This window comes from Paenibacillus sp. CMM36, assembly GCF_053570945.1.
In genome coordinates this window covers 145,063-170,774 of record NZ_JBSEDY010000006.1, presented here as the reverse complement: position 1 = coordinate 170,774, position 25,712 = coordinate 145,063, and the positions used below count along the sequence as shown (strand labels likewise).

Genomic DNA, 25,712 nt, shown 5'->3' with positions numbered 1-25,712 from the left:
AACTCAATCTTGTATACAAGACAGACGAATATAATCAGGGAGGTATCGTTATGAATATGACCTGGAGATGGTATGGAGAAGGCAACGACAATATTACGCTGGACCATATCCGGCAAATTCCTGGAGTTATGGGCATTGTCTGGTCTTTACATGATAAGGTAGCTGGTGAAGTATGGGAAATGGAGCGAATTCAGGAGGTAGCTGATCAGATTACGAGCAAGGGCTTTAGTTCGGCGGTCGTAGAAAGTGTAAATGTCCACGATGATATCAAAATCGGCCTACCATCCCGCGATCAATATATTGACATTTATATCGACACCATTCGAAAATTAGCCAAAGTGGGAGTTAAGGTGATTTGCTATAACTTTATGCCTGTCTTTGACTGGACCAGAACAGAGCTGTACAAGGAACTGCCTGACGGGTCCAATGCCCTCTTTTATGAAAAGGCTGCCATTACTGATGATCCCCGCCAAATGGTGGATCGGATTCTCAAGGGAGCTGGGAAGTTCACCATGCCTGGCTGGGAACCGGAACGGTTGGCGAGACTGGATGAACTTTTTGCTGCTTATGCGGATGTCACAGAAGACAAGTTGTTTGACAACCTAAAGTATTTTCTTGAGCGCATCATCCCGGTCTGCGAGGAGTCTGACATCAAGATGGCCATTCATCCTGATGATCCAGCATGGCCCATCTTCGGATTGCCGAGAATTGTCCGGAGTCGTGAGACCATCCGGCGCATCCTAGACGCAGTGAGCAGTCCATATAATGGTCTAACCTTCTGCACAGGCTCACTGGGAAGCAATCCTGAGAATGATTTACCAGCCATGATTCGGGAGTTTCATGATCGTATTCATTTTGCGCATATTCGTAATGTCAAGGTGTTTGAGAATGGAGACTTTATTGAAGTGTCACACCGCGGGAAGGACGGAAGCGTCGATGTACCGGAAATAGTTAGAGCTTATCACGAGAACGGCTATCAGGGATATGTACGTCCAGATCACGGTAGACATCTATGGGGGGAAGAAAAGAATTGTCGTCCAGGCTATGGTTTGTATGACCGTGCACTGGGAGTTATGTACTTACTTGGTGTCTGGGATAGTCTCGCTCAAGGCAAAGGAGTGAAATAAATGCTCCAACTTGACCGGAAAGGCCTTTTAGATAAGGCGGCCTGGGAAGCAGCAGGTATTGAATTGCCGAAATATGATCTGGAGCTTGTAGCCCATAACACCCGACTTAGACCGCAATGGGTGCATTTTGGCGCAGGCAATATTTTTCGAGGGTTGATAGCCAATGCGCAGCAACAACTGCTGAATAACTTGAAAGCGGATACAGGTATTATTGCAGCCGAAGCCTTTGATTTTGAAATGATCGACAAAGCCTATAAGCCTTACGACAATTTAACCTTACTGGTGCTGATGAGTGCAGACGGAAGATTTCACAAGAGCGTGGTCGCAAGCATCGTTGAGGAAATCGCGGCAGAACAGAATCGTCCAGACGACTACCTCCGTCTGATTGAAATATTTGAGAATCCCTCCCTGCAGATGGCCAGCTTTACTGTCACGGAAAAAGGATACGCTCTGACCGGGCCCGACGGCAAGTATCTGGCTGTTGTAGAGAGGGATTTGATGAATGGCCCTGAACAACCAGCGCATGTGATGAGCATAGCTACTTCGCTTGCCTATCGGCGTTATCTAAAGGGGCGACTTCCAATGACTTTTGTGAGCATGGATAATTGCTCCCATAACGGCGATCTGTTAAAGGATAGTATGATTGCCATCGCCAAGGAGTGGACTCGCAGAGGCCTGGTAAAGGAAGGATTTGCAGACTATCTGCAGAATGAGGAGAAAATAACCTTCCCCCTGACCATGATCGACAAAATTACCCCCCGCCCTTCCTTGCAAGTACAGTCTGCTCTTCAGGAACTGGGGTTAGCCGACATGGAGTTAATCGTTACCTCCAGGCATACGTATACGGCTCCCTTTGTCAATGCTGAGGTTAGCGAGTATTTGGTCATTGAAGACAAGTTTACGAACGGGAGACCTGCACTGGAGGAAGCTGGTATCATTTTCACGAATCGGGATACAGTGGACAAAGTGGAGAAGATGAAAGTCACTACCTGTCTCAATCCGCTGCATACAGCGCTGGCGCTAGCTGGGTGTCTGCTTGGGTATGAGCTTATTGCAGATGAAATGAAGGATCACACATTACGTCGTCTGGTGGAAACTATCGGCTACAAGGAAGGGTTGCCTGTTGTAGTTGATCCCGGTATTATTCAACCGAAACCATTTATTGATGAGGTATTGCAGGAACGCTTCGCCAATCCCTATATTCCGGATACGCCACAGCGGATTGCAACAGATACCTCTCAAAAGATGAGCATCCGTTTTGGTGAAACCATAAAGTCTTATGTTGGCACAGTAGGACTTGATCCTACGAACTTGACTGCTATTCCCTTGACCATTGCGATCTGGTGTCGCTATTTGCTGGGAGTGGATGATCAAGGAGAACCCTTCACACTCAGTCCGGACCCGTTACTGGATACGTTGCAGGGATATTTGAAGAATACGAAGCTGGGCGATCAGACCTCCGAGGTTCGCTGCCTCCTCGAAGATGACAAACTGTTCGGTGTCCGATTATATGAAATTGGTCTGGGCGACAAGATTGAAGCCATGTTTCATGAAATGCTGGCAGGTCCCGGAGCAGTCCGAAGCACGATAGAAAAGTATGTGAACTAGAAATTACTTAGAAGGTCACAATCACTTTGCCTTGAGAGTGGCCCGTCGACACTTTAATCAGCGCCTTGTTAATGTCACCAAACGTATAAGTTGAATCTAAAGAGGGCTTAATATTTTCTTTTTCAACAAGTTTAGTGATTTCTTGTAATTGACTTCCATTGTCTTGCACAAATAAAAAGCGATATTCATTTTGATTCTTGCGTGCTAAAGAATCTAAGCGAGCACCCACTAGACCAAACAATGCTTTTTTCCACATTGGAAAATGATTGTCAACCGCAAAGCGATAATTAGGTCCGGCTTTCAATGATACCAATTTCCCTTGTGGTTTTAAAATACCCAGTTCAGCTTTGATCTCTTTGGTCCCCAAGGTGTCGATCACATAATCGATTTCGGACAGTATGTTAGCATAATTCTCTGCCTTATAATTTATGAACTGATCAGCCCCGATCGACATTGTACGTGATCTGCTTCTTTCACTTCCACTTGTAATAACAAATAACCCCAGTGATTTGGCAATGGGGATTGCCATAGCGCCAAATCCTCCGGTTCCTCCAGGAATGAATAGCTTTTTATTCGGCTGGACATGGAGTACATCGTGCAATGCTTGATAAGCAGTCAAGGCAGTAAGGGGTACAGCAGCAGCTTCAATAAAAGATAGATTTTCAGGCATGATGGATAAAGCATCTTCATTTACGGCCGCATACTCGGCAAAAGCACCGATTTTATTAAGCGGCAACCTCGTATAAACAGGGTCACCAACCTTAAAATTCAAAACATCATCACCAACAGCTTCAATAACCCCAGATAGTTCATTTCCTAAAGTTAATGGCAACTTATAGTCAGCAATCATCCGAACACTACCATTCAAATTTAGGATATCCAGTGGATTTACACCTGCTGCCTTTACTTTGACAAGCACCTCATGGTTGTTGATCTGTGGCATGTCAACATCATTTAACTCCACTTGGATTTTTTTTGAATATTTCTGTATTTGTGCTGCTCTCATATTCATCCTCTTCCTTTGCTAATTTGGAGATAGCATAACCATGAAACTATTGGCTAAAAACATGGCGTACAATTTACGGTTGTACGCCATGTTCCACTCTTTTGCTATTGTAGTCCCTCTTGCGGTTCTAATTCTCGTATCGTCGGATAGTCCGTGTAACCTTTACTCCCCAGACCAAAAAATGTTGTCGGGTCTGCTTCGTTCAATGGCGCTCCTTTTTGAAGTCGTTCCACCAAATCTGGATTGGCTAATGACCACACACCAACGGGCACCATATCAGCAAGGCCACTATCTAAATCCGTGCTAAGATCTTCCAGAGCCCGTCCTGCACGATTGACTAACAATGGATTCGTCCATATTGAGCGAATGTCTTGGAGCAGCTTTTCATTTCCTAGATGCATGACATGAAGGTAAGCTAGATCCAATTGAGCTAATTCCTTTACAAGATAGCGATAAAGTTCAGGACCTTGTTCTCCGTCTTGGAGCCCACCTAGAGGTGTCCCTGGCGAAATACGGAAGCCTGTTGCTTCTGCTCCAATTTCTTCGACGATGGCTTTTGTTAATTCGATCGCAAAGCGAGCACGATTTTCTATAGATCCCCCGTATTGATCTGTTCGTGTATTCGAGTTTTCTCCGATAAATTGATTAATCAGATAACCATTGGCTCCATGAATTTCAACGCCATCCGCACCTGCTTTAATAGCCGCTGCTGCTGCTTTCCGGAAATCTGCTATAGTCGTTTGAATGTACTCTACACTTAACTCACGGGGAACGGGGATTTCCTGCATACCTTTAGCAGTAAACATCTCTACACCAGGCGCGATTGCAGATGGTGCAACAGGTTGGCGATGATGTGGTGTATTATCAGGATGCGACATACGACCAGCATGCATTAACTGAATATACATATATCCACCTGCTTCGTGCACTGCATCGGTAACCTTTTTCCATCCTTCAATATGTTTATCCGTATAAATCCCAGGTGTCCATAAGTACCCTTGACCATCATCAGAAGGTTGTGTACCCTCCGTAATAATGAGTCCCATTGACGCTCGTTGAGCATAATAAAGAGATGTTAGCTCTCCCGGTGTGCCATCTTCTTGCGATCTGCTACGTGTCATTGGTGCCATTGCTAAACGATGTGGCAGCTCCATTTTTCCAATCTTCGTTTTACTCCACAACTTTTCATTGGATACTCTCCTCTTTCAATAAACTCAACAGATCTATAAATTGAATTTAAAATTCTGAAATGATCGGATATATTTGACCTCTGAGATTGAAATTATAGTTCTGGTCTACAATCCCTACCCCTTCGTTGCTGTCATAAAGATCCACCATGAAGCCCGCCATTTGTTTGGCAGTGTGGTACTTAGGCATGTTTGCTTTATAATCAAAATCTTCTGCATCTAATGATTTCTTCACAAATTCCGTTTCTGTTATAGCTGGTGCCAAAACCTTTGCCTTTAGTTTTGCACCTTTTATTTCTAGTTCTTTTGCAAGTCCTTCTGTGAAGGCACTAACGTAATACTTAGATGCAGAATAAGTAACACTCCCAACAGCAATGGCATATCCAAGTCCAGATGAAACGTTAATTAACTGAGTTCCTTCTACATCAGCATAATCTCGTACATATAGTGTAGAAAGGATGGTCAAAGCTTCGATATTAACACGTAACATGGTTTCAACTTTATCTAAATTCTGTTCTGCTACAAAAGAAGATTCACCGAGTCCCGCATTGTTTATCCAGGTCTCAATTTGGTATTCCTTTAAATCGTTATATAGTGTGTAGGCTTGATCTGTAACAGACAGGTCACTTGTATGAACAATAACATTTACATTAGGGTCAATATTGTGAATTGCTGATTTGAGTTCTTCTAATTTATCAAATCTTCTAGCTACCAAGATTAGGTTTTTGCCACGTGCCGCAAATGCCAATGACGTTTCATATCCAATCCCCGAGCTTGCTCCTGTAATAACTGTATACTTCATAATATTCTCTCCTTCATAACATGCATATTAGTGTAAATAAGTTTTAAAGACGATTTTAGAACGACCATTCTTATTAGGGTAAAAAAAAACAGTTAGATCTGACTTGCTATTAGCATATCAATTTTAGAACGAACAATAAAGAATTTTTTCGTGGCTAAGAATTGTAATTTTGGAGCGGTATTCCTTGACATGTTTGAGGCGTAAGATACAAGTTCTTTCTTATGTTAGAGGGACAAGAAAAAACTTGTATCACGGAAACAAACAGTCCTCCATTGAGGTAACTCCTTTTGCCTGTCATGCTGTAATTTCACTTTTAATCTAAAGCGGTCAGTGTCATATCAATAATATTCTTTAATTTTTGCTGATCCGTTGTTGTCTTAACCAACGTACGTAGCCCTAACCACGCATTCATTAAATAATGAGAAATAACTACAGGATCCAAGTCAGCCTTGAATTCACCCGATTGTTGACCCTTCAGAACAAGGTTAGTCAAGAGTTCCTCAGTTCGCGAATAACTTTCATCAACTAAGGATGCAACTTCAGGATCCAACACGCCGAGTTCCACACCTGAATTCACGAGAAAACACCCTAGAGGTTCTCCTTCGTTTCTTACTGTCGCCTCAAACAACTCCCGAATTGATTCTTTGATCGGTTTTTGTTTTTCAATCAGAAACCTCATTTTGCTGGTCTGCTTCGTTTCATATCGTTCGAGAGCTTTCATAAATAAGGCATGCTTATCCCCAAAGGTATCATAGATACTTCTTCGGTGAATGCCCATAAACTCAACCAAATCTTGCATTGAAGTTTTCTCATATCCTTGTGCCCAAAACAGGTGTATCGCTTTATCTAATACTTCATTAACTTCAAATTCTTTTGATCTTGCCATCGTCATCACCTCGAATAATCATTATACAATTTAGTGAAGGATCGGCAAACTAGATTTAAAATATGTGAATACATTACAGCTATGAGGTCTGTCTTATATATTTAACCCAGGATTCTTCGTTTGTCTGCTTGTAACCAGTCAGGCGTCCATCCTTTTTCCAGGGCATCCAGGGTTACTCCTGGCGGAACGATAGCATCTATCGCATCCAGGATATCAGTGTTTAATCGAATGTCACTGCCTTTTAACGTTTCACGTAGTTGCTCAATTGTTCTTGCCCCCACTATAGCAGAAGTAACTGACGAATGAGCTTGTGTAAATGCCATGGCAAGATGAGGCAAAGTTAATCCTGCTTCATTTGCAAGGGTTTGGAGCTTAGCAACGGCTTCAAACTTGGTTCGGTTTTCTTCTCGATTTGGGTCTACAACTGTTGAAAGTTTCCCTAGAGAACTCGCTGCTCTTGAATCTGGGGCAACCGCTTCTCCTGAGCGGTATTTTCCCGTTAGTAGACCACCCGAAAGTGGGCTCCAAACCATTACGCCCATTCCATATTTTGCAGTTGCAGCAAGCAAATCGAATTCGATACTCCGATTCACAATGGAATATGGGGCTTGCTCGGATACAAAGCGTGCTGTATTTTTACGTTCGCTAGTCCACTGTGCTTCGGTCACTTGCCATGCCTGAAAATTGGATGTACCAATATAGCGAATCTTTCCTTCACGAACCAGGTCCGTAAGTGCGTCAAGACTCTCTTCAATGTCAGTATGGAGATCTGGCTGATGTAGTTGATACAAATCGATATAGTCCGTTTGCAACCTTCTCAAGCTTCCCTCTACTGCACGCTTAATCCAATATTTAGAGTTACCGGATTGATTAAGCCCACTGCCCATGGGCATTCCGCCTTTCGTGGCCAGAATAACATCCTGTCTGCGTCCTTTTAGGATGTGACCCAGAATTTCTTCGGATTGACCACTTGAATAGACATCCGCTGTATCGATCAGATTAATGCCTCCAGCCAAAGCCTCATCTAACATGACTGCAGCTTCTTTCTCCGTATTGTTGCCCCAAAAACCCAAAGTACCTGTACCTAATACAAAACTGCTTATTTTAAGGCCTGTATTTCCTAATACACGATATTCCATGTTCAATCCATCCCTTCTCCATCTGTTATAATTAGAATGATCATTCTAATATTCGTAGAAGAGCTCCACGGCAAGATCTCACACTCACACCACTCCCCATAACTTTTGGCTTCTTATCCGTGTACTCCTCCCACGCCAACAATATAACATATCTAGAACAACCGGTAAAGAATGATTTTATACCCGCAATTAAAATCCTTCCTGAAAATGAACTAAGAAGACTCCAAGCCCCGGTCAAAACGGAGCTGGAGTCTTCTTTTTAATAGAAATGAACATTCAAAGCGGGATGTAAAATTTACATTATTTTACACATCTAACGTATACAAGGGCAGGTTTTCCGGTAAAGCCGCCGGGCGCTGACATGTGCTCTGCATCGTATAAAAGGTCTGCTGATCGGAAGAATCATGGAACGCCCACATCGCTTCCAGCACATGGTAGGCCAGTTCTCCACTAGCGCGGTGAGGCCGTCCGCTGCGGATAGCGTAGGCCATATCGGCAACACCGATGCCCCGTGTATTCTCCTGGTATCCTGGCAGCAGCGGTACCTCTGTCCATTCTTGCTCGCCTAGCAGCCTATAGCGAACTGGCCCTCCGAACGTGTTCGGGTCAGGCACCTGCAGCGTGCCATGAGTACCGTAAACCTCAATCGGTGGCAGAGTGCTTCCACCAAAGATGTCAAAGCTGGTAATCAGCGTACCGACAGCTCCCTGCTTAAAGCGCAGCAACCCGGCCACATGGGTCGGAATATCGACTGGGATAGTCTGGCCTTTCTTTTTCTCGCTCGTAATCGTTCGCTGGTCCATCGCCTTGCCTGTCATGCCCGAAATGGCAGCAATCGGACCCAGCATTTGCACCAGAGCCGTCAAATAATAAGGGCCCATATCAAACATTGGACCGCCGCCGACTGCATAATAAAATTCAGGATCAGGATGCCAATGTTCATGTCCACGGCTCATCATGAAAGCCGTAGCGGCTACCGGACTCCCAATGACTCCGTCTTCAATCAGCTTCAATGATGTCTGTATACCGGAACCGAAGAAGGTCTCTGGTGCGCAGCCGACAAGCAGTCCCTTTTGATGAGCAAGATCCAAGACAGCCTGACCCTGCTCACGGGTGACGGCAAGTGGCTTCTCCACATAGACATGCTTGCCTGCCTCAAGAGCTCTGAGACATACGTCGGCGTGAACGCCCGGAATGGTCAAATTAATGATGAGTTCGATCTCCGGATCAGCCAAAATCTCATCTACCGAATATACATGCGGAACGTTGAACGCTACCGCCTGCTCCTCTGCCCGACCTTGGTCCAGATCCGCTACAGCGTACAGCTCCAGAATGTCGAAACGATGGCAATTTTCCATGTAAATTCCGCTAATTTTACCACACCCGATAATGCCTACTTTCATTTTGTTCATGCCTAGACTCCCTTCTTCTTCAGAAAAAATGGATAATGGCATTCTTTTGTTACATCGGATACCATCCTGTTCACCCTAGCGTTGCTGGTTGTCTGTCATGCCTGTATAAGCCTCTGCGAGAGAGCTGCCCCGGGTGGCCACCGCCTGTTTGCCTGCTGCTGCCCACAGAAATCCGCTGCGCATCATCTCGGTCACTTGAGGCATATCTATGATATCTGCGTGATGCCCCAGCGAATTGTAGAAGACGCGGCCGTTCCCCCAGCGCTTCGTCCATACAACGGGCATATCCACTGGCCCATTAGCTGAATGGGGGCCTGGTACGATCGGAAAGCGTGTGGTTGCCAGCACTTCAACTGCTGGGTCTACGTGGAGGTAATACTGCTCGCTTTTGACCTGAAAATCCTCAATATGGTCTAGAAGTGGGCTGGAGCCGCGCTTCATGTTCACCATGTACTCTACGCCGTCATTGCCGGGATGCGCAACCCATTGCCCGCCTGTCATAAACTGCCAATCCACATTGTTCCGGAAGGCATCACACATGCCACCATGGCAGCCTGTGAGACCTACGCCGCTTTGAACCGCAGCGGAGACATTATCGACCAGTTCCTGCTCAATCTGTCCCATGGTCCACATTGGAACGATCAGGTCCAGGTCAAGCAGTTTCTCTGCATCCTGGTAGGCTTCAAGGGTATTAGACACCTCCACCTCGAACTGCTCTTCCTTCAAAATGCGTTCAAAAATGGCCGCCACCTGCTCCGGCTCATGTCCGTTCCATCCGCCCCATACAATCAGTGCCTTGCGCATCTGTAATCCACTCACCTTTCGGAATGTATTGTTATACTACATTTCTTCAATGGATACCCAGCGGCGTTCCTCTATGGATCGTTCTACCGCTTCAAGCACAGCCTGACAAGCAACACCGTCACGGAAGTTCGGCGACGGTTGCCTTCCTTCAGAGATGGCACTCAACATCTCAAGCATCTCATGGGTGAAGGTATGCTCGAATCCAATCGTATGTCCTGCAGGCCACCAAGCTTCAGAATACTTGTGTGACGGATCGGTGGCGAGTACGCGGCGAAAGCCCTGAACGTCTTCCTCATCCTGTGTGAAATACACTTCCAGTTCGTTCATTCGTTCAAAGTCAAACCGCACACTGCCTAGGCTACCGTTGATCTCGAATGAATTGGTGCTCCGATGTCCGGCAGCAAAACGTGTGGCCTCGAAGCTGCCCAGCGCACCTCCGGCGAAGCGTGCCAGGAACAGCGTGGCATCATCGACTGTCACTTCTCCCATTGGAGCATTTGCTTCAGTGTTTCTTTTGGAGCTCAACCCGCTCATCTCCAAAGCTAACGGGCGCTGCTGGATGAATGTCTCGCTCATGCCGATCACTTCATGGAACTCGCCAACCAAGAAGCGAGCGAGATCAATCAGATGGGCGCCAAGATCACCATGAGAGCCAGAACCGGCCACGTCTTTTTGCAGCCGCCATACCAGCGGAAAGGACGGGTCCATGATCCAGTCTTGAAGGAAGAAGGCACGAAAATGATAAATTTTGCCTAGGCGACCGCTCTCGACTAGCTGCTTTGCCAGCTGGACAGCCGGTGAAAAGCGATAGTTGAAGCCTACCATATGTCTGACACCTGCTTGCTCTGCTACCTGCAGCATGTCACGTGAATCCGCCAGCGAGAGCGCAAGCGGCTTCTCACAGAACAGATGCTTGCCATGGAGGGCAGCCTCCACGACAATTTCTTTATGGGCATTACTCGGGGCGTTAATGTCAATGAGATCAATATCGTTACGTTTCACTAGATCACGCCAATCCGTAACACTTTCGGTCCAGCCGAACTGGCGGGCAGCCGCCTGAACCCCCTGCGCGTTGCGTCCACAGATAACGGACATTTCTGGCTGCAGCGGGGCATCTGGGAAGAACATGGGTAGACTACGGTAAGCGTTGCTGTGAGCCTTGCCCATAAATTTGTAGCCAACCATTCCGATACGAAGACGATTAGACATGTCGTGATCCTCCTTATGGGTCTGAGTTTCAACGAATTTTTGACGAATGGTGTTATCGACGAATGGATGACGCTCTGATAATCAGTTCTGTGGATAGGAGTTCTCTTATTGAGTCGCACCCGGTTAGTTCCAGAGCCGGAATGAGATGCTGAGAATCGGGTATAAGCTTCGAGGCTGCAAGCTCCCCCATCTCATAAAAAGGTACGCGGACACTGCTTAGCGGCGGAACAGCCATCTCAGCCGCATCCGAATCGTCATAGCCTACAAACGCCGGAAACCGGTCAGCTGCCAGTCCGCGCTCACGGAGACCCTGCATTACCCCAAGAGCCATCCGGTCGTTCGCCGCAAATACAGCATCAATATCATTCAATTGGTCTGCGATTGTAGCTGAGGCTTCGAGTCCGCTCCGACGGCTATAGTTACCTTCCAGAAGCAGTTCGTGGTCATATTCAATCCCAGCGTCCTGAAGCGCGGTACGATAACCCTTCATTCGCTCAGTACTATTGGAATAGATATCCGGGCCGTTGAGAAAGGCAATCCGCTTGTATCCCTGCTCGATGAGGTGACTTACAGCCGCCCGGCTGCCTTCTACATGGTCTGCATCCACTTCACAGAACGATTGCCCTTCAAAATGGTGATTCATGACGCAGAACGGACGTCCTTCTTCCTGAAGCCTCTTTAGAGCTTCCACCTCATCGTGGTCATCCCTGGCTCCAAGGATGATACAGGTATCGATCCTTTGCTGACGGAAAAGACTACTGTAATCAATCCGTTCCCCCGGCTTCCGGAACAATAGAAGTAGATCAAGTCCGCTGTCTCTAGCCTTGTTTCCGATACCGCTCAGCATCTCAGAGAAAAAATAGGCTGAGAACAAGTGCGCCTTCGGGACATAAGGCATAACCACACCAAGATGGCCACTCTTCCTTCGGGCAAAGTTACGGGCCAGCGCACTGGGAACATATCCAAGCTGATTGGCTGCGTCCAGAACCCTTCTTCGCGTATCCTCTTTGATAGGACCTACCGCATTCAAGACCCGGGATACTGTCGCTTCAGACACGCCGGAAAGTTCGGCTACTTCCTTGCGCGAAACAATATTACCCACCTCCAAATTATTTTATGTACGCGCGTACATTTTCTCATGCAGTCCTACCTCTGTCAATCCCAAAAAGCGTACCCCATAGATGGATAAGCTCTTTTCGTTACTAAAAGAACGTGGTCTCGTGGTTCCTACTGGCAAACAGTCAAAACACCTGATCATATACAAGATACAAAATGATTCTTTAAGGCTTGAGCATGCTGATCATTCCTACTCCTATCATCAGTACTGTAATTCCCGCAAGTATACCTATCCATTCCTGAGGACTCTTCTTTTCCTTAAATATTAAAATGCTGCCAACACAGGCAATAGCAATGCTCGCTTGAGAGATCGGAAAACTAGCCGCCATGCCGATCAGCCCATTGGAAATAAATAGTGCTAGATTCGCAATGCTCCAAACCAATCCTGTCGACAAATTGCGAACCACCAGAGAGAATCGTAGCCGCTTTTTGCCCTTCAGATTCATGGCCATGGCTGAGCATAGCATACCGAGCGATTGCGGTAGAATGACGGATAGCCCGGATATATGAAAAAACTGATTAATCACGACATAACTGCTTAACGCTAACCCCGAGCAAACCAACATTATGATAATGGGTACCGGCAAAGGCTTGGGCAATCCAGCAGACTTGCCCTGATAGCTGGTTAACAGAACTCCTACCAATATACACAGAAGAGAACCAACGCCTATCGCATATTGGTACCCTGTTATCCATTCACCCAAAATAAGTGCGGCAAATAGCGTCGTCCCTATCAACTGCAGACCACAAATCACAGGAATGGCGATCGATACGCTTACTTTTTGAAAAGCTTGAAACTGGAGCAATTGTCCAGCGGCCCAAAAAATACCAGATATAAAACTTACCACAAAATGAATCGGTGTTAATGAGGTAGGATGAATGGTGTACAAGCACAGGGAAAACAGCACAGCACCAATAACGGTACCTGTCAGCTGTTCTCGGGGACTGGCTTTTGTAATATGCGCCAGTATCGGCATAACTCCCCAGCCAAGGGCTGGAATAAAAGCAATAATGAAATCCACGCGCGAAATTCTCCTCCCGTAAAAAGTACTCTTCCTACAATCGTTAAAATGCCATGCAGGAAAAAATCCACAGTTTTACGATAGCAAAAAAAACCGCTTCTAAATACAAATATTTTTATAGATTTATATAGCAAAATCAAAGAAATTTTTTTCTATACGCGCTGGGTGATATGCTCATTACATTTTTAAAAGCTCGCGAAAAGGTCAACTGATCGGTATAGCCGACCGAATTAGATATGACCTGGATCGAATAGTCTGTATGCTGCAGCAATTCGCACGCTTTTTTAATCCTGAGGACTATCAGATATTGTTTAGGCGTTTCACCAGTTTCTAGTTTGAAAACGGAGGTCAGATAATTCGGATGTAGACCAAGGTACTCCGCTACTTCACTAATCTGGATGCCACTGATGTAGTTTTTCTCAATAAAGTTTATCGCTTGCACCGAATAAGGAAGCTGTTCCTTTATCGACATCGTTTCCCCCAAATTGTGTACAAGTTTGGCAAGAATATGGAATAAATACCCCTGTATAGCCAGCGATGAAGAAAGCGTGTTATCTCCGATCCGCAACATCTCAATAATCGTGGAATGAAAGAACGTAATATCTTCGATATCAATTATATAAGGGTTCTGGTGTGGAAGTGATATGTTCTGCAGGTAGATGTCGGATTTAATGCCCATAAAGCCGACCCAACTGTACTCCCAAGGCTCGGCTTCATCCGCCTGGTAATAAGCTACCCTATTGGCCGGAATTAAAAAAGCCTGTCCTTCTCCTATATCGTAATTTTTGTTGTCAATCACCAGCCTACCTCGTCCTTTTAGTACAAAATGAACCAGATTAAAATCACGGGCGATGGGTCCAAAATCCTGTTTGGATAAGCAGAGCTCTGTGCCACAGTTATACAAAATCAAATCTGATATATTTTTATGCTCTGAACTGGTATACGTATCAACATATTGAATCATATTCTGGCCCATTGGCATCCTCCTCACTTTTCCAAATAAAGAACCTATGCTTGTTAATTTAACAGTATAGCATAAGTTAAGGATGACAAATGTCCAGAAAAAATTCGGCTCTAAACTATATTTTTTTGTAAGGTTCTTTGTTTTTCCCATATCCAACTTAAAAAAAGTCATGTATTTACTATCACTATCTTTGTTATGCTGATTCAATAATAACGCTTTCAAGTGGTTCGACATATTTTGAAAGGGGCTATGTACATGGCTAGTCTACAAGTTAACCAAAAGGAACGGACATTTCACTTAACGAACAAATACTGTAGTTATCTTTTCCGTGTCATGGAGAACGGGCAATTGGAGCATTTATATTACGGCAAAAAAATAGAGTACCTGGGTCAATATGACCGCTTTGTCGAGCGAAGCTATCGTCCCGTGTCTGTCGGTGAGTTTGATAGTGACTTGGTGACATCGTTGGAAAGTATTAAGCAGGAATTTCCTTCTGCGGGAAGTGGAGACTTTCGAGAGCCAGCAATTGAGATCATACAGGAGGACGGATCTCATATAATGGAGTTCACTTATGACCATTACGAGGTAATCACTGGAAAACCTAAAATTCCTCATCTTCCAGCTACGTTTTGTAAGGAAGCACATGAAGCAGAGACACTCCTCATCACGCTGACCGATTCTCTTACAGGAACGGTGGCCGTGCTTGCTTACACCATCTTCAGCGAACTGCCCGTGATCACGAGATCCGTATCCATAACGAATTCCGGGAATAATCCCCTGAGAGTCAACCGTCTAATGAGCCTGAGTCTTGATCTTCCTGAAGCCGAATATGAAATTATTCATTTATCAGGGGCTTGGGGCAGGGAACGTCATGTGGAGCGTACACCATTGAGACCTGGGCTACAGTCGATTGGGAGCACTCGAGGAATTAGTAGTCATGTTCACAATCCATTTCTGGCGCTTGCCAAACCCGGATCACAGGAACACCAAGGAGAAGTATATGCGGTTAATCTCGTTTACAGCGGGAACTTTCTTGCCCAGGCGGAAGTGGACAGCTATTCAACTACCCGATTGATGATCGGCATTCATCCTGACAAATTCTGCTGGACCCTGAAGCCAGGAGAATGTTTTTATTCGCCTGAAGCAGTTCTGGTCTATTCTGAGAGCGGTTTAAATGGCATGAGCCAAGCATACCATAGCCTGTACAATAAACACTTAATTCGCAGCAGTTGGACCGAGCGGGAACGACCTGTATTGATCAATAACTGGGAGGGGACCTATTTTGATTTTACTGAGCAGAAAATAGTTGATATGGCAAAAAAAGCAGGTGAACTGGGGATTGAACTCTTTGTCTTGGATGACGGATGGTTCGGTCGAAGAAACAATGATACCTCTTCCCTCGGTGACTGGTTTGAAAATCCTGAAAAGCTACCGAACGGGATCTCGAATTTGGCAAAGAAGATCAATCAGCTCGGGATGAAATTCGGTCTTTGGTTCGAGCCGGAAATGGTTAACTCCGACTCTCATATTATGAGGGAGCATCCAGACTGGGTTGTGGGAACACCCGGCCGTCAACGCAAGCATGGACGTCATCAATATGTTCTTGATTATTCCCAACCGCCTGTCGTGGATTACCTGTTTAAGTTAATGGATGACGTGCTCTCTTCTGCTCGGATCGAATACGTAAAATGGGATATGAATCGCTGTATTTCAGAAGCCTATTCGTTATCTCTGGGCAAGGAAAGACAGGGCGAATTTTTTCACCGCTATGTCCTGGGTGTATATGCTTTATATGAGAAGCTGATTACCGAACACCCTGAGATTTTGTTTGAGTCCTGTGCTTCCGGTGGGGGACGGTTTGATCCAGGGATGCTTTATTACGCTCCGCAAGCATGGACAAGCGACGATAGCGAGGCTATAGAACGTCTGAAGATTCAGTATGGCACTTCCATGGCCTATCCGCTTAGCAGTATGGGTGCTCATGTGTCAAGCATCCCGAACCACCAGGTAGGCAGAACGGCACCGCTGCAAACTAGATCCAATGTCGCCTACTTTGGTATATTCGGTTATGAACTTGACCCATTGGCGTTGTCCGAAGAAGAGTGCAATGTAATTAAAAAACAAATAAAAGTATATAAACGTCACCGACGATTAATTACACAGGGAACCTTTTACCGTCTGCTAAGTCCCTTTGAAAAAAATGAAACAGCATGGATGACCATTGATGCAGAACGTGAGCATGCTCTCGTCGGCTGGTACCAGGTTCTCTCACGCCCCAATGCAGCTTATTCACGGCTAAAGCTCATCGGACTGGACGAAATGGCAGTATATTTCGTGGAAGAATTGGACCGACGTTTTACAGGCAGCGAGTTAATGAACATCGGACTTATACTCACCCCGCCTTATAAGGCTGACCAGGATTTTAATATTGCGGAGAAATATGATTTTTCATCTGAATTATTCACTCTAACTAAAGAGACTTCCTCGTGATTGGATTATGACTTGAAGTAATGATATCAAAGACATGACTGAAGAGAGAAATCAAGGATTAAACGAAGAAGTGGTTATCCGTTATGCAGTGTCCGCTGTGTGGGAATTACGGATCAGAAGCAACTCAGTAATTGAGCTGCTTCTTTATTTATCAGGACCAAATACAAGATTGGCGGATTGCTTGGCTTTCTCAATGACATTCATGACCCTCTCGCTGTGTTCAAGCATTTCTGAGACTTTTTCCAAATCTTTTTCCTCGATGATACGGTCAAACTCAACGAATTCGTCATACATTCGATGGGGATGATCTTTCTGATCTACCCGGATTGGCGTTTCCTTATTCGCAGTGTAATCAAAGCAGTCGCATATATTTGCTGAACTTGCCATGTGTATATAGCCCTTATTGCCTTGAACGTTCACTGCATTGGGAGCCGTACTGTCTTTTGAACCTATGCAGACACACTTGAAGTCACCGTAATCAAGCAGCAGCATACCTGAAGTATCAATTCCACGCTCCATGTTCGCCCAATACTGCACTTTCTTCGGGCTCCCGAAGAATCCAACAACCAAATGAATATTATATAAATTAATATCCATCAAGGCTCCACCAGACATTTCCGGATTAAACGCAGGCTGGATTATTCCCGCTTTGAAAGCTTCATACCGAGATGAGTATTGAGAATAGTTGCATTCCACTATTTTGATCTCACCAAGCTTAGGTAGATACTCCTTCATTGACAAATAATTTTTCAAATATTGATTCGTTATGGCTTCCACCAATACCAGTTTTCTTTGCTGAGCAATTTCTTTTAGCTCTAGAAATTCTTGCAAATTGGAAGTAAACGGCTTCTCACAGATGACATGTTTACCACTCAATAATGCCTCTTTCGCATATGAATAATGAAGATGATTAGGCAACCCGATATAAACTGTATCCACATCACGACTCATCAGCATCTCGCTGTAATCCGAATAAATCTGAGATATTCCATATTTACTTTGTAAATCCAGTAATTTCCCCTTGTGGCTAGGTCTAGAACAAATGCCCTTTAGTAAAATGGTCGGGATTTCCTGAATAAAGCTTAATAGATCCCCTACGATCATCCCTGCTCCGACAATTCCTAACTTCATTTTAGCTGCACTCCTCTATACCTTTTTCAAGTATTTCCATACACATTATCGTTTCTTCGTCTTTAATCACTTTTTCTTTACCAATTACGATCGACTGATACATATCGTCATACACTCGGGCATAGTCTCCCTTTTCAGAAACGATTTTATCTTCATGATACTCGCCCTTATCATCAAGGTATGTTAAAATGCCATAATGCTCAGGCTGGTCGATGCCGAAATCGGCGTGTCCCTTAGGCAGATAGTATAATTTAAGATGCTCCTCCTGACGATCCTTTGTCTGCTTTATAAAAACTCCTTTTTTGCCGTATACAACAAAACTCGGCCGCTCTTTTAAACGAAAAAAGCTGGATTTAATGGATACCTTAAGTGAGGGATAATAAAAATCTAGATCAAAATAATCATTCATTCTTCCAGAACCGAGCAATTGGCGCACGTCGTAATGGATCGTGTCAGGTTTCCCAAAATAGGCAAGAACCTGGTCAATGGTATGAGCGCCATGTCCATAGAGGTAACTGTTATATTTGGAAAAATGAGAGGTGGAGTTGGGGGTCTCAGGGCGGTAATAATCGAAATGCATTTCCACCTCCAACAAATCACCGAGTTTTCCTGATTCAATAACCTTCTTGGTAGTGAGGAAATCCGAATCGTAACGTCTGTTTTGATAGCACTGTATAATCAGATTTTTCTCTTTGGCATATTGGAAGATGGACACAGCTTCTTCTTTCGTTAACATAAAGGGTTTTTCAACAAGTACATTTTTCCCGTGGTCGAGTGCCATTTTCGCATAAGTGTAGTGGGATTCTACAGGTGTACAGATAACAATCAACTGAATTTCCTTATCGTTCATTAGAGATTCAAGATTATCAGTATACTGCACACCAGGGATTTTCTCCCACTCCCCTTTATCTGGATTACGGGCGTAGATCGTCTTTACGTTCAAATGATCTCTGGTCAATGAAAAAGGAAGATGATACCGATTGGTGCTTTTGCCATTCCCAATATAACCGATGTTAAGCATATTAATTCCCCCTAGGCTCTTTTTCATTTATTATAGAAGAAGAACGTTGATCGTAAAGGATTTGCCGCCAAAATGGTACAATCAACCGAATATTTTTAAAAATGTTTGTTTATTTTCAAACAAAATGTTTATTTTAGATCCTTTATCAAACGTCATTTCAATTGAACCGGAGTGAACCTGTTGAAAATACTGATGCAATTATCCGAAATGCAAAACTTTACACCAAACGAAAAAAGCATTGCATCCTATATTTTGCTTCATAAGGAAAGGATCCTGCACTTAAATATTCAGGAGCTTGCAAAGGCAACATATACTTCGCATTCCGCGATTAATCGATTAACACATAAACTTGGGCTATCTGGCTTCAAGGAGTTCATAATCAAACTTGCTCGGGAGTTTCAGCAGAATACCCAGAACATTTCCAATGTAGACCCCAACTATCCATTTGGTTTTGATGAATCCCCACTTCAAGTGGCGAAAGAAATTGCAGAATTAATGAAGGAAACGATAGAAAAAAACTTTACATTCATGGATGATGATTTATTGTCGCAAACAGCCCTATTGCTGGATCAAGCGAAAAGGATCTTTATATATGCGTTAGGAGATTCACAAATCCGTGCGAAAAGTTTCCAAAATAAATTAGTGAAAATTAACAAGTATGTGGTTATAGCTACGGAGCTGTCTGAGTGGGCGTACCATACGGCTAATCTTACGCCACAGGATTGCGCTGTTTTTTTAACTTACCACGGAAAATCACCGATCTTTTTAAAAGCAGCAAAGCACTTTACACATGAAAATATTCCTTTTATCACAATTACAGCAACCAGTCAAAATGAATTGGCCAAACTCAGTAATATCTGTATCCAGGTGCCTAATGACGAAGTAAAACATGCCAAGATTGGTACATTTTCGTCGCAAATTGCCTTTGACTATGTATTAAATGTGATCTACTCCTGTATCTATAAAATTGACTACTTAAAAAACATGCAATTCGCAACACAATCGTTGAAGAATTCGCATCTCAATGACATGATGAATGACGTATAAAATAAATATAGTACTAAAACTAAAAGTCGCCAGTATGGCGACTTTTTCAGTATATATATTGTTCTCCTCAGTCAAGGATCAACTTTCAACTATTGCTTTTTGAATATCATAATCATTGATATCGATATCCAAGGCCATTCCAAGTACCAACTTTGCCAACTGATTTCCAATAAAGGGACCCATGGTCAACCCGGATGCTCCAAGCCCATTTGCCGCTATAAGGCCATTCCAGCCAGGAACAGCTCCGATCACCGGTAGAAAACCGGGTGTAAAAGGACGGAAACCAACTCTTACCTCCTGAAAAGTACTATTTGCTAAATCAGGTGCTAATTCTAAACCTTTATTTAGGATTTCTTGCGTTCCACCTGCTGTTACTCTTGTATCGTAGCCTTCGATTTCATTTTCGTGAGTCGCCCCTATTACGATCTTTTGCTTGTCAAAAGCAAGCAGATATTGATCAGAAGGCGGCATGATTACAGGCCAGGTGCCTGTGTCTTGCCTATTAGAAACCTGCAAATGCATAATTTGTGCTTTTTGATAACTAACCTTAAAATGAATGCCCAAAGGCAGCATCAGTTGATTGGCCCATGCACCTGCACAAACAATGACTTCGTCAGATGAGAAGCTGTTTGCACCGACCGTTACTCCTGTTACATGGTCGGAATCGTATTGAAGCACAGCATCCCCATGGATAAGGGTTGCCCCATTTCTTTGTGCTGATCGGATCAACGCATCACGCAGCGCTCGACCATCTATACGAGCGGCACCACTAATATGAACAGAATGGTAACCTTCTACTAACAAAGGAAATTGTTCATGGGTTTCCTTTTCATTTAGTTGCGTAATCTCACCGATTTCTGGCGCATCCGCTTGTCGTAAGTGTGCTCGCTCCTGCATTTTTTTAATTTTCTCCAAATAATTATGAATACTGAGAGCTCCAACTTGAGCATAGCCAGTTTCTGTTTCCCCCTCGCTTTTAAGTTCTTCAATCAATCCGGGGTAAAAACGTGCGCCCGCTTTGGCGAGCTGGTACCAAGCTTGATTGCGTCGCTGTGATAACCAGGGACAAATAATGCCAGCAGCTGCATCAGTCGCCTGTCCTTTATCTTTGCGGTCTACAAGAATGACATCAGCGCCCAATTTTGCTAACTGGTATGCTGTCGATGCCCCCAGAATTCCTGCTCCGATTACGATAACCCTCTTCATGAATACATCCCTTTCCTAAATCACTGTATCCATTATAGCGAATACCGCATGAATGCATAAAGTTTGAAACATTAATATTTCTATCCTTATAAAGTTCTTAGAATTGATCTGTAAAGTAGTTGTCAGAACGAATGAAAAGGATGAACTGATATGGATAACATTATTTTACAGACTAAAAATCTCTGCAAAACCTTTAGACGGCAACAGGCGGTGAACAACGTCACACTGTCTATTCAGGAGAATTCCGTCTATGGGCTACTTGGCCCAAATGGGGCTGGAAAATCAACCACCTTGAAAATGTTAACTGGTATGCTACGTCCGACAGGCGGTGAAATTTTATTCCAAGGAAAACCCTGGTCACGAAAATATCTCGCTCAGATCGGCGCACTGATCGAATCTCCTCCACTCTATGAGAATTTGACTGCTAGAGAGAATTTAAAGGTTCGTACAACCTTGCTCGGACTACCTGATTCACGAATTGATGAAGTACTGAACATTGTTGATTTGACTCATACCGGGAAAAAACGCTCTGGCCAGTTCTCGATGGGCATGAAACAGCGGCTGGGCATTGCTATTGCGCTCCTCAACCATCCCAAACTACTAATTTTAGATGAGCCAACCAACGGACTTGACCCCATTGGCATTCAGGAGCAACGCGAGCTGATTCGCTCCTTCCCGAAGCAAGGAATTACCGTAATTCTTTCCAGTCATATTTTATCCGAAGTCGAACAAATCGTTGACCATGTCGGTATTATCGCTGGTGGCATATTAGCTTACCAAGAGGCGGTTACACCAGGACAAGACTTGGAATCGTTGTTCATGCAGATTGCACAGGAATACCGAAAAGGGGATGAGTAGGATGCAGCAATATATAGCCGCCGAGCATCTAAAATTAAAGCGTACCTTCACGAAAAAGCTGGTCTGGCTGGCCCCCATCGTTACTCTTCTTCTGTGTACCGTGCTCATGGGGGGACATATGCTCCAAAGCGCCAGCTACAATTGGTGGTATTTCATGCTGCTGCCAGGTGCGCTCACCTTAATATGCTCAGGAGTGATCCAAAAGGATGGCAAGAAGCTGAAATACCGTGCTGTCCTTGGCATGTCTGTAGATTTGGCTCAGGTATGGTACGGTAAAATCGGGGTTTGCGTAAGACTCTTAATGGTTTCCTCTATTATTTTATTTATAGGGATAACTCTTGGCGGATTCGTATTCTCAACTACCGTGACACTAGCAGAAAGCGTCGCTGCAACTCTGATCCTCTTCATCACCTTTTTGTGGCAAGTTCCACTTTGCCTGTTCCTGACGGATCGAATAGGCATGTTTGCCACCCTAATCATCAACATGCTGGGCAACGTAGCCTGCACCGTCTTGTTCGCTACGTCTTCTGTATGGTGGGCGGTACCCTATGCTATTCCAGCACGATTGATGTGCGTCGTCATTCAAGTGCTGCCTAATGGGCTTGCCGTTCCTTCAGGAGATCCACTTTTGGATAAAGGTGTGATTGTGCCCGGTCTAGTGATCACAATCTGCCTGTTTATAATTCTGTCGATACTGACGGCGATGTCCTTCCGCAAGCGGGAGGCTAAATAAGATGATTTCTTTTTTCCGCTATCTGAAATCCGATGTGCTTAAACTTAGAAGGCAGCCCTTACTGCTTGTGCAGCTGTTTGTGCCGCTTTTAGGCATAGCAATCTTTCTAGCCTACTATTCCTTTACTCCGTATTCACCGATTTCGAAGATAGACGGCTATTTGCAGGTCCTGGCTGTGGTTCTTCCTACCATGATTGGTATTGTATGCTCCATTGCTGTTGAGCAGGAGTCAGTCGCTGGAAATTTCCAACACCTCTTGACCTCGCCGGTGAAGCTGTTACCTTTTCTGAGCAAGCTCACCCTGCTTCTGATCTTGGGATTTGGCAGTGTGCTGCTTGCCTCCGGTGGCTTTGGGGCTGGCTATATATATCTTATGAAAGAGTCCCCGTATGGCTTGAAGTTTTATGTGTTGGCTGCCTGCATTCTGTTTGTGTCCAGTGTGTTCCTTTATATTCTGCATTTTTTCATTAGTTTGCGATTTGGCAAAGGAGCTTCCATCGGTCTGGGTATTATGGAGAGTCTATTGTCCGCTTTGCTTCTTACAGGGCTGGGTGATCATAATTGGATATTCGTTCCCTCTGCTTGGGCGGCCCGGTTCATCACGATCTGGGTGCAATACGGCGTAAGCTCAGCAGATTCTATCCCTGAAGCTATACAGCTTCATTTGGGAATCAGATATTGCGTAGTAGGGACCTTAGTCATCATGGTATTATTAGGGTTATGGATTTGTCGTTGGGAAGGACAAAATTCGTTGGAGTAAAGATTAGAGTAAAGAAAGCAAGGGATGTGAATAAAGCATGGCAAACTTGTTGGCCGTTGATGACGAACCCGCCGTTTTGGCACTCCTTCAAAATATTTTGCAGAAAGATGGCCATGTTGTCACGGTGGTCTCCGCCTCCCCACAGGTTCTCACCATGCAGCTCGGAGCATTTGATCTTATACTGCTTGACGTGATGATGCCTACCATGGACGGATTCACACTCTGCCGGGAAATTCGCAGCAAGGTAGACTGTCCGATACTGTTTCTTACCGCAAAATCCATGGAGAACGATGTGATGTTGGGGCTTGGGGATGGAGCCGACGATTATATTGTCAAACCGTTCGGCACTGGAGAGCTGCGCGCACGAATCAACGCCCATCTCAGACGGGAGAATCGTGAACGGCGTAATGTATTCTGCATCGGGGAAGTTCATTTCAATTTGTCTGGCAAGGAAATCACCGTTCAGAATGTTGTAGTCCCGTTTACCAAAAGTGAATATGAGATATGTAAGTTTCTAGCTTTGAACTGGGGGCAGGTATTCTCTAAGGAGCAGATTTACGAAGCGGTCTTCGGCTTGGATGGGGACAGCGATTCCGCCACCATTGTGGAGCATGTCAAAAATATCCGGGCCAAGCTTGGCAAAGTAGAGGTTTCTCCAGTGGAGACGGTTTGGGGGATCGGCTACCGATGGAAGTAACCAAAGTACAACAAGCACGCAAGACTACCAAATTACGAACCATTTTCCTGGGTTATTTAGTTATGTTTTGTATTGGGACGATTGCGCTCGCTCTGTTCCTGGTCCTCATCTTCTATGCCCTGATATCTTATGGGGCCATTCTTCCCGCGAACTATGCGGAGAAGCAGGTACGGGAGGACAAGTCAATCATTGAAGCGGGCAAGACCCTGCAACCGAATTCTCAGATAAAACTGTATAAGTACGCGTTGTTCACTTCGGAAGGCCGCCTCATTGAAGGAAATCTTTCTGAAAACCAGGCCCAAGCCGCTTGGAGTGTTACGCAGCAGAGCAATACTGTGTATCAATTTCCCTATAACTATGTAAAAGTTCCACATCATGATGAAATTACTGTGATGCGCTATTCTGTCTCGGCACAGTTTGAACTTCCTATCCTGCGTCAATATCTGCCGAACGCAGAATTGTCCTTTTTGGCCGTGTTCTGTATCGCCTTCCTGGGGGGAGGTGCTTTACTGGCTTCCTCCTTCGGACGAAAGCTGGCACGTAAGATGATCGGATTGCAGCAGGCTACCAAACAAATTCAAGCACAGGATTTGGACTTCTCAATCAAGTTCAGTGGCGTGATGGAGATCGATCAGGTGCTGCATTCCATGGATAAAATGAAAGAAACTTTAAAGGCATCGCTTCAGAAACAGTGGAATCTCGAAAAATCCCGCCGCGAGCAAATTTCCGCTCTAGCACACGATGTCAAAACACCACTCACTATCGTTCGTGGAAACGTAGAGCTACTGTCCGAGACCGAACAGTCCGAAGAGCAAAAGAACTATACGGATTATATTGCGGAAAGCACCAGGCAGATGGAGCAGTATATTAAAACTCTCATTGACATTTCAAAAGCGGAAACACTAGTCACCCTGCGGGCGGAAACGATGGATGCTGACTTCTGTTTATCGAAAGTGAAAGATCAGATAATGGCCTTGGCTGCTGTCAAAAAAATATCTGTAGCATTCGCTGCATATAACCTCCCTAAGACGCTGTATGCAGACCCAGTGCTACTTGAGCGTGCCATTATGAATGTTGCTTCTAATGCGGTAGATCAGGCGCCTGAATACAGCGAGATCCAGCTGATCGTAGAATCTGTTGAAAACTGTATTCGGTTCAGCATCGTAGACGAAGGCCCGGGCTTCTCTCCAGCAGGTCTCAAACAGGCCGCCGAGCAGTTTTATATGGGTGATTCATCCAGAAGATTAAGTGGACATTACGGTATGGGCCTGTATATAACAAAATCCATTGTCAACCTACATGGCGGAAAGCTGAACATCGCCAACTCCACCCAGACAAGCGGCGGACAGGTAAGCATTGAAATACCAATCAGTGCATGAATCATACAAGCGAGAATCAATCCTATCGTATACCTTAATCATTCCAGGTGCGACCAAGCCTAATCAGATCGAAACTAATCTTCAAACGCTGGGTATTCAACTAACTGT

The 25,712-nt window shown here is 44.7% G+C and carries 23 protein-coding genes; 9 read left to right on the top strand and 14 right to left on the bottom strand.

All coding sequences use genetic code 11. From position 1 onward, the window contains the following. Positions 1–50: 50 nt before the first annotated feature. Complete coding sequence (gene uxuA, locus ACWA2B_RS14595; protein ID WP_029515187.1) at positions 51–1,127, top strand: mannonate dehydratase; 1,077 nt, start codon at positions 51–53, stop codon at positions 1,125–1,127. Then, positions 1,128–2,735, top strand: a complete 1,608-nt coding sequence (locus ACWA2B_RS14590) for a mannitol dehydrogenase family protein (RefSeq protein WP_069011847.1) — start codon at positions 1,128–1,130, stop codon at positions 2,733–2,735. Positions 2,736–2,742: 7 nt separating this feature from the next. Here the strand turns inward: ACWA2B_RS14590 and ACWA2B_RS14585 are convergent, their stop codons facing one another. From ACWA2B_RS14585 to ACWA2B_RS14535, 11 genes are all read right to left on the bottom strand, one after another. Next, entirely contained in the window at positions 2,743–3,741 is a 999-nt protein-coding gene (locus tag ACWA2B_RS14585; protein ID WP_069011845.1) for an NADP-dependent oxidoreductase, read from the bottom strand. Positions 3,742–3,845: 104 nt separating this feature from the next. After that, positions 3,846–4,922, bottom strand: a complete 1,077-nt coding sequence (locus ACWA2B_RS14580; protein WP_340932273.1) for an alkene reductase — start codon at positions 4,920–4,922, stop codon at positions 3,846–3,848. Positions 4,923–4,977: 55 nt separating this feature from the next. Further along, positions 4,978–5,730, bottom strand: a complete 753-nt coding sequence (locus ACWA2B_RS14575; RefSeq protein ID WP_029515182.1) for an SDR family NAD(P)-dependent oxidoreductase — start codon at positions 5,728–5,730, stop codon at positions 4,978–4,980. A gap of 313 nt (positions 5,731–6,043) precedes the next feature. Next, entirely contained in the window at positions 6,044–6,616 is a 573-nt protein-coding gene (locus ACWA2B_RS14570; protein ID WP_029515180.1) for a TetR/AcrR family transcriptional regulator, read from the bottom strand. Between the two features lie 101 nt (positions 6,617–6,717). Continuing rightward, positions 6,718–7,755 carry an aldo/keto reductase gene (locus ACWA2B_RS14565; protein ID WP_340932274.1) on the bottom strand — a complete coding sequence of 346 codons (1,038 nt, stop codon included), beginning with the start codon at positions 7,753–7,755 and terminating at the stop codon, positions 6,718–6,720. A 305-nt stretch (positions 7,756–8,060) separates the two neighbouring features. Then, positions 8,061–9,167 carry a Gfo/Idh/MocA family protein gene (locus ACWA2B_RS14560; RefSeq protein WP_029515177.1) on the bottom strand — a complete coding sequence of 369 codons (1,107 nt, stop codon included), beginning with the start codon at positions 9,165–9,167 and terminating at the stop codon, positions 8,061–8,063. Between the two features lie 75 nt (positions 9,168–9,242). Beyond that, a complete protein-coding gene (locus ACWA2B_RS14555) occupies positions 9,243–9,971 on the bottom strand; it encodes a ThuA domain-containing protein (RefSeq protein ID WP_029515175.1) in 729 nt (242 codons plus the stop codon). Positions 9,972–10,007: 36 nt separating this feature from the next. Then, the gene (locus tag ACWA2B_RS14550; protein WP_449292329.1) at positions 10,008–11,180 is read right to left on the bottom strand and encodes a Gfo/Idh/MocA family protein; all 1,173 of its coding nucleotides are present in this window, start codon (positions 11,178–11,180) and stop codon (positions 10,008–10,010) included. Between the two features lie 52 nt (positions 11,181–11,232). Then, positions 11,233–12,288 (bottom strand): LacI family DNA-binding transcriptional regulator, encoded by a 1,056-nt coding sequence (locus ACWA2B_RS14545; RefSeq protein WP_322252421.1) that lies wholly within the window; start codon positions 12,286–12,288, stop codon positions 11,233–11,235. A gap of 172 nt (positions 12,289–12,460) precedes the next feature. Beyond that, on the bottom strand, positions 12,461–13,318 hold the full coding sequence (locus ACWA2B_RS14540) for a GRP family sugar transporter (protein ID WP_209947494.1): 858 nt from the start codon (positions 13,316–13,318) through the stop codon (positions 12,461–12,463). A 136-nt stretch (positions 13,319–13,454) separates the two neighbouring features. Then, positions 13,455–14,294, bottom strand: a complete 840-nt coding sequence (locus ACWA2B_RS14535) for an AraC family transcriptional regulator (RefSeq protein ID WP_029515168.1) — start codon at positions 14,292–14,294, stop codon at positions 13,455–13,457. Between the two features lie 243 nt (positions 14,295–14,537). On the opposite strand from ACWA2B_RS14535, the gene ACWA2B_RS14530 reads away from it, so the two are divergent. Next, positions 14,538–16,772, top strand: coding sequence for an alpha-galactosidase (locus ACWA2B_RS14530; protein ID WP_449292328.1), 2,235 nt, complete (start codon positions 14,538–14,540; stop codon positions 16,770–16,772). A gap of 144 nt (positions 16,773–16,916) precedes the next feature. Here ACWA2B_RS14530 and ACWA2B_RS14525 read toward each other — a convergent pair whose 3' ends face one another. Beyond that, positions 16,917–17,903 (bottom strand): Gfo/Idh/MocA family protein, encoded by a 987-nt coding sequence (locus ACWA2B_RS14525; RefSeq protein WP_069011833.1) that lies wholly within the window; start codon positions 17,901–17,903, stop codon positions 16,917–16,919. 1 nt (position 17,904) lies between these two features. Then, entirely contained in the window at positions 17,905–18,924 is a 1,020-nt protein-coding gene (locus tag ACWA2B_RS14520) for a Gfo/Idh/MocA family oxidoreductase (protein ID WP_069011831.1), read from the bottom strand. Positions 18,925–19,104: 180 nt separating this feature from the next. On the opposite strand from ACWA2B_RS14520, the gene ACWA2B_RS14515 reads away from it, so the two are divergent. Then, positions 19,105–19,971 (top strand): MurR/RpiR family transcriptional regulator, encoded by an 867-nt coding sequence (locus ACWA2B_RS14515; RefSeq protein ID WP_069011829.1) that lies wholly within the window; start codon positions 19,105–19,107, stop codon positions 19,969–19,971. Positions 19,972–20,049: 78 nt separating this feature from the next. Here ACWA2B_RS14515 and ACWA2B_RS14510 read toward each other — a convergent pair whose 3' ends face one another. Next, positions 20,050–21,177 carry an NAD(P)/FAD-dependent oxidoreductase gene (locus tag ACWA2B_RS14510; RefSeq protein ID WP_449292327.1) on the bottom strand — a complete coding sequence of 376 codons (1,128 nt, stop codon included), beginning with the start codon at positions 21,175–21,177 and terminating at the stop codon, positions 20,050–20,052. Positions 21,178–21,327: 150 nt separating this feature from the next. Here ACWA2B_RS14510 and ACWA2B_RS14505 point away from each other — a divergent pair, with 150 nt between their 5' ends. The 5 genes from ACWA2B_RS14505 to ACWA2B_RS14485 are packed head-to-tail and all read left to right on the top strand — an operon-like array spanning position 21,328 to position 25,604. Beyond that, entirely contained in the window at positions 21,328–22,035 is a 708-nt protein-coding gene (locus tag ACWA2B_RS14505; protein ID WP_069011825.1) for a lantibiotic protection ABC transporter ATP-binding protein, read from the top strand. 1 nt (position 22,036) lies between these two features. Next, positions 22,037–22,768 (top strand): lantibiotic immunity ABC transporter MutE/EpiE family permease subunit, encoded by a 732-nt coding sequence (locus ACWA2B_RS14500; RefSeq protein WP_342434180.1) that lies wholly within the window; start codon positions 22,037–22,039, stop codon positions 22,766–22,768. A gap of 1 nt (position 22,769) precedes the next feature. Beyond that, the gene (locus ACWA2B_RS14495; protein ID WP_069011822.1) at positions 22,770–23,528 is read left to right on the top strand and encodes a lantibiotic immunity ABC transporter MutG family permease subunit; all 759 of its coding nucleotides are present in this window, start codon (positions 22,770–22,772) and stop codon (positions 23,526–23,528) included. Positions 23,529–23,565: 37 nt separating this feature from the next. Continuing rightward, positions 23,566–24,225: a response regulator transcription factor gene (locus tag ACWA2B_RS14490; RefSeq protein WP_029515155.1), complete on the top strand. Its 660-nt coding sequence runs from the start codon at positions 23,566–23,568 to the stop codon at positions 24,223–24,225. Further along, entirely contained in the window at positions 24,216–25,604 is a 1,389-nt protein-coding gene (locus ACWA2B_RS14485; RefSeq protein ID WP_449292326.1) for a HAMP domain-containing sensor histidine kinase, read from the top strand. The genes ACWA2B_RS14490 and ACWA2B_RS14485 overlap by 10 nt, the downstream gene beginning before the upstream one ends. The last annotated feature ends 108 nt before the right edge of the window (positions 25,605–25,712 follow it).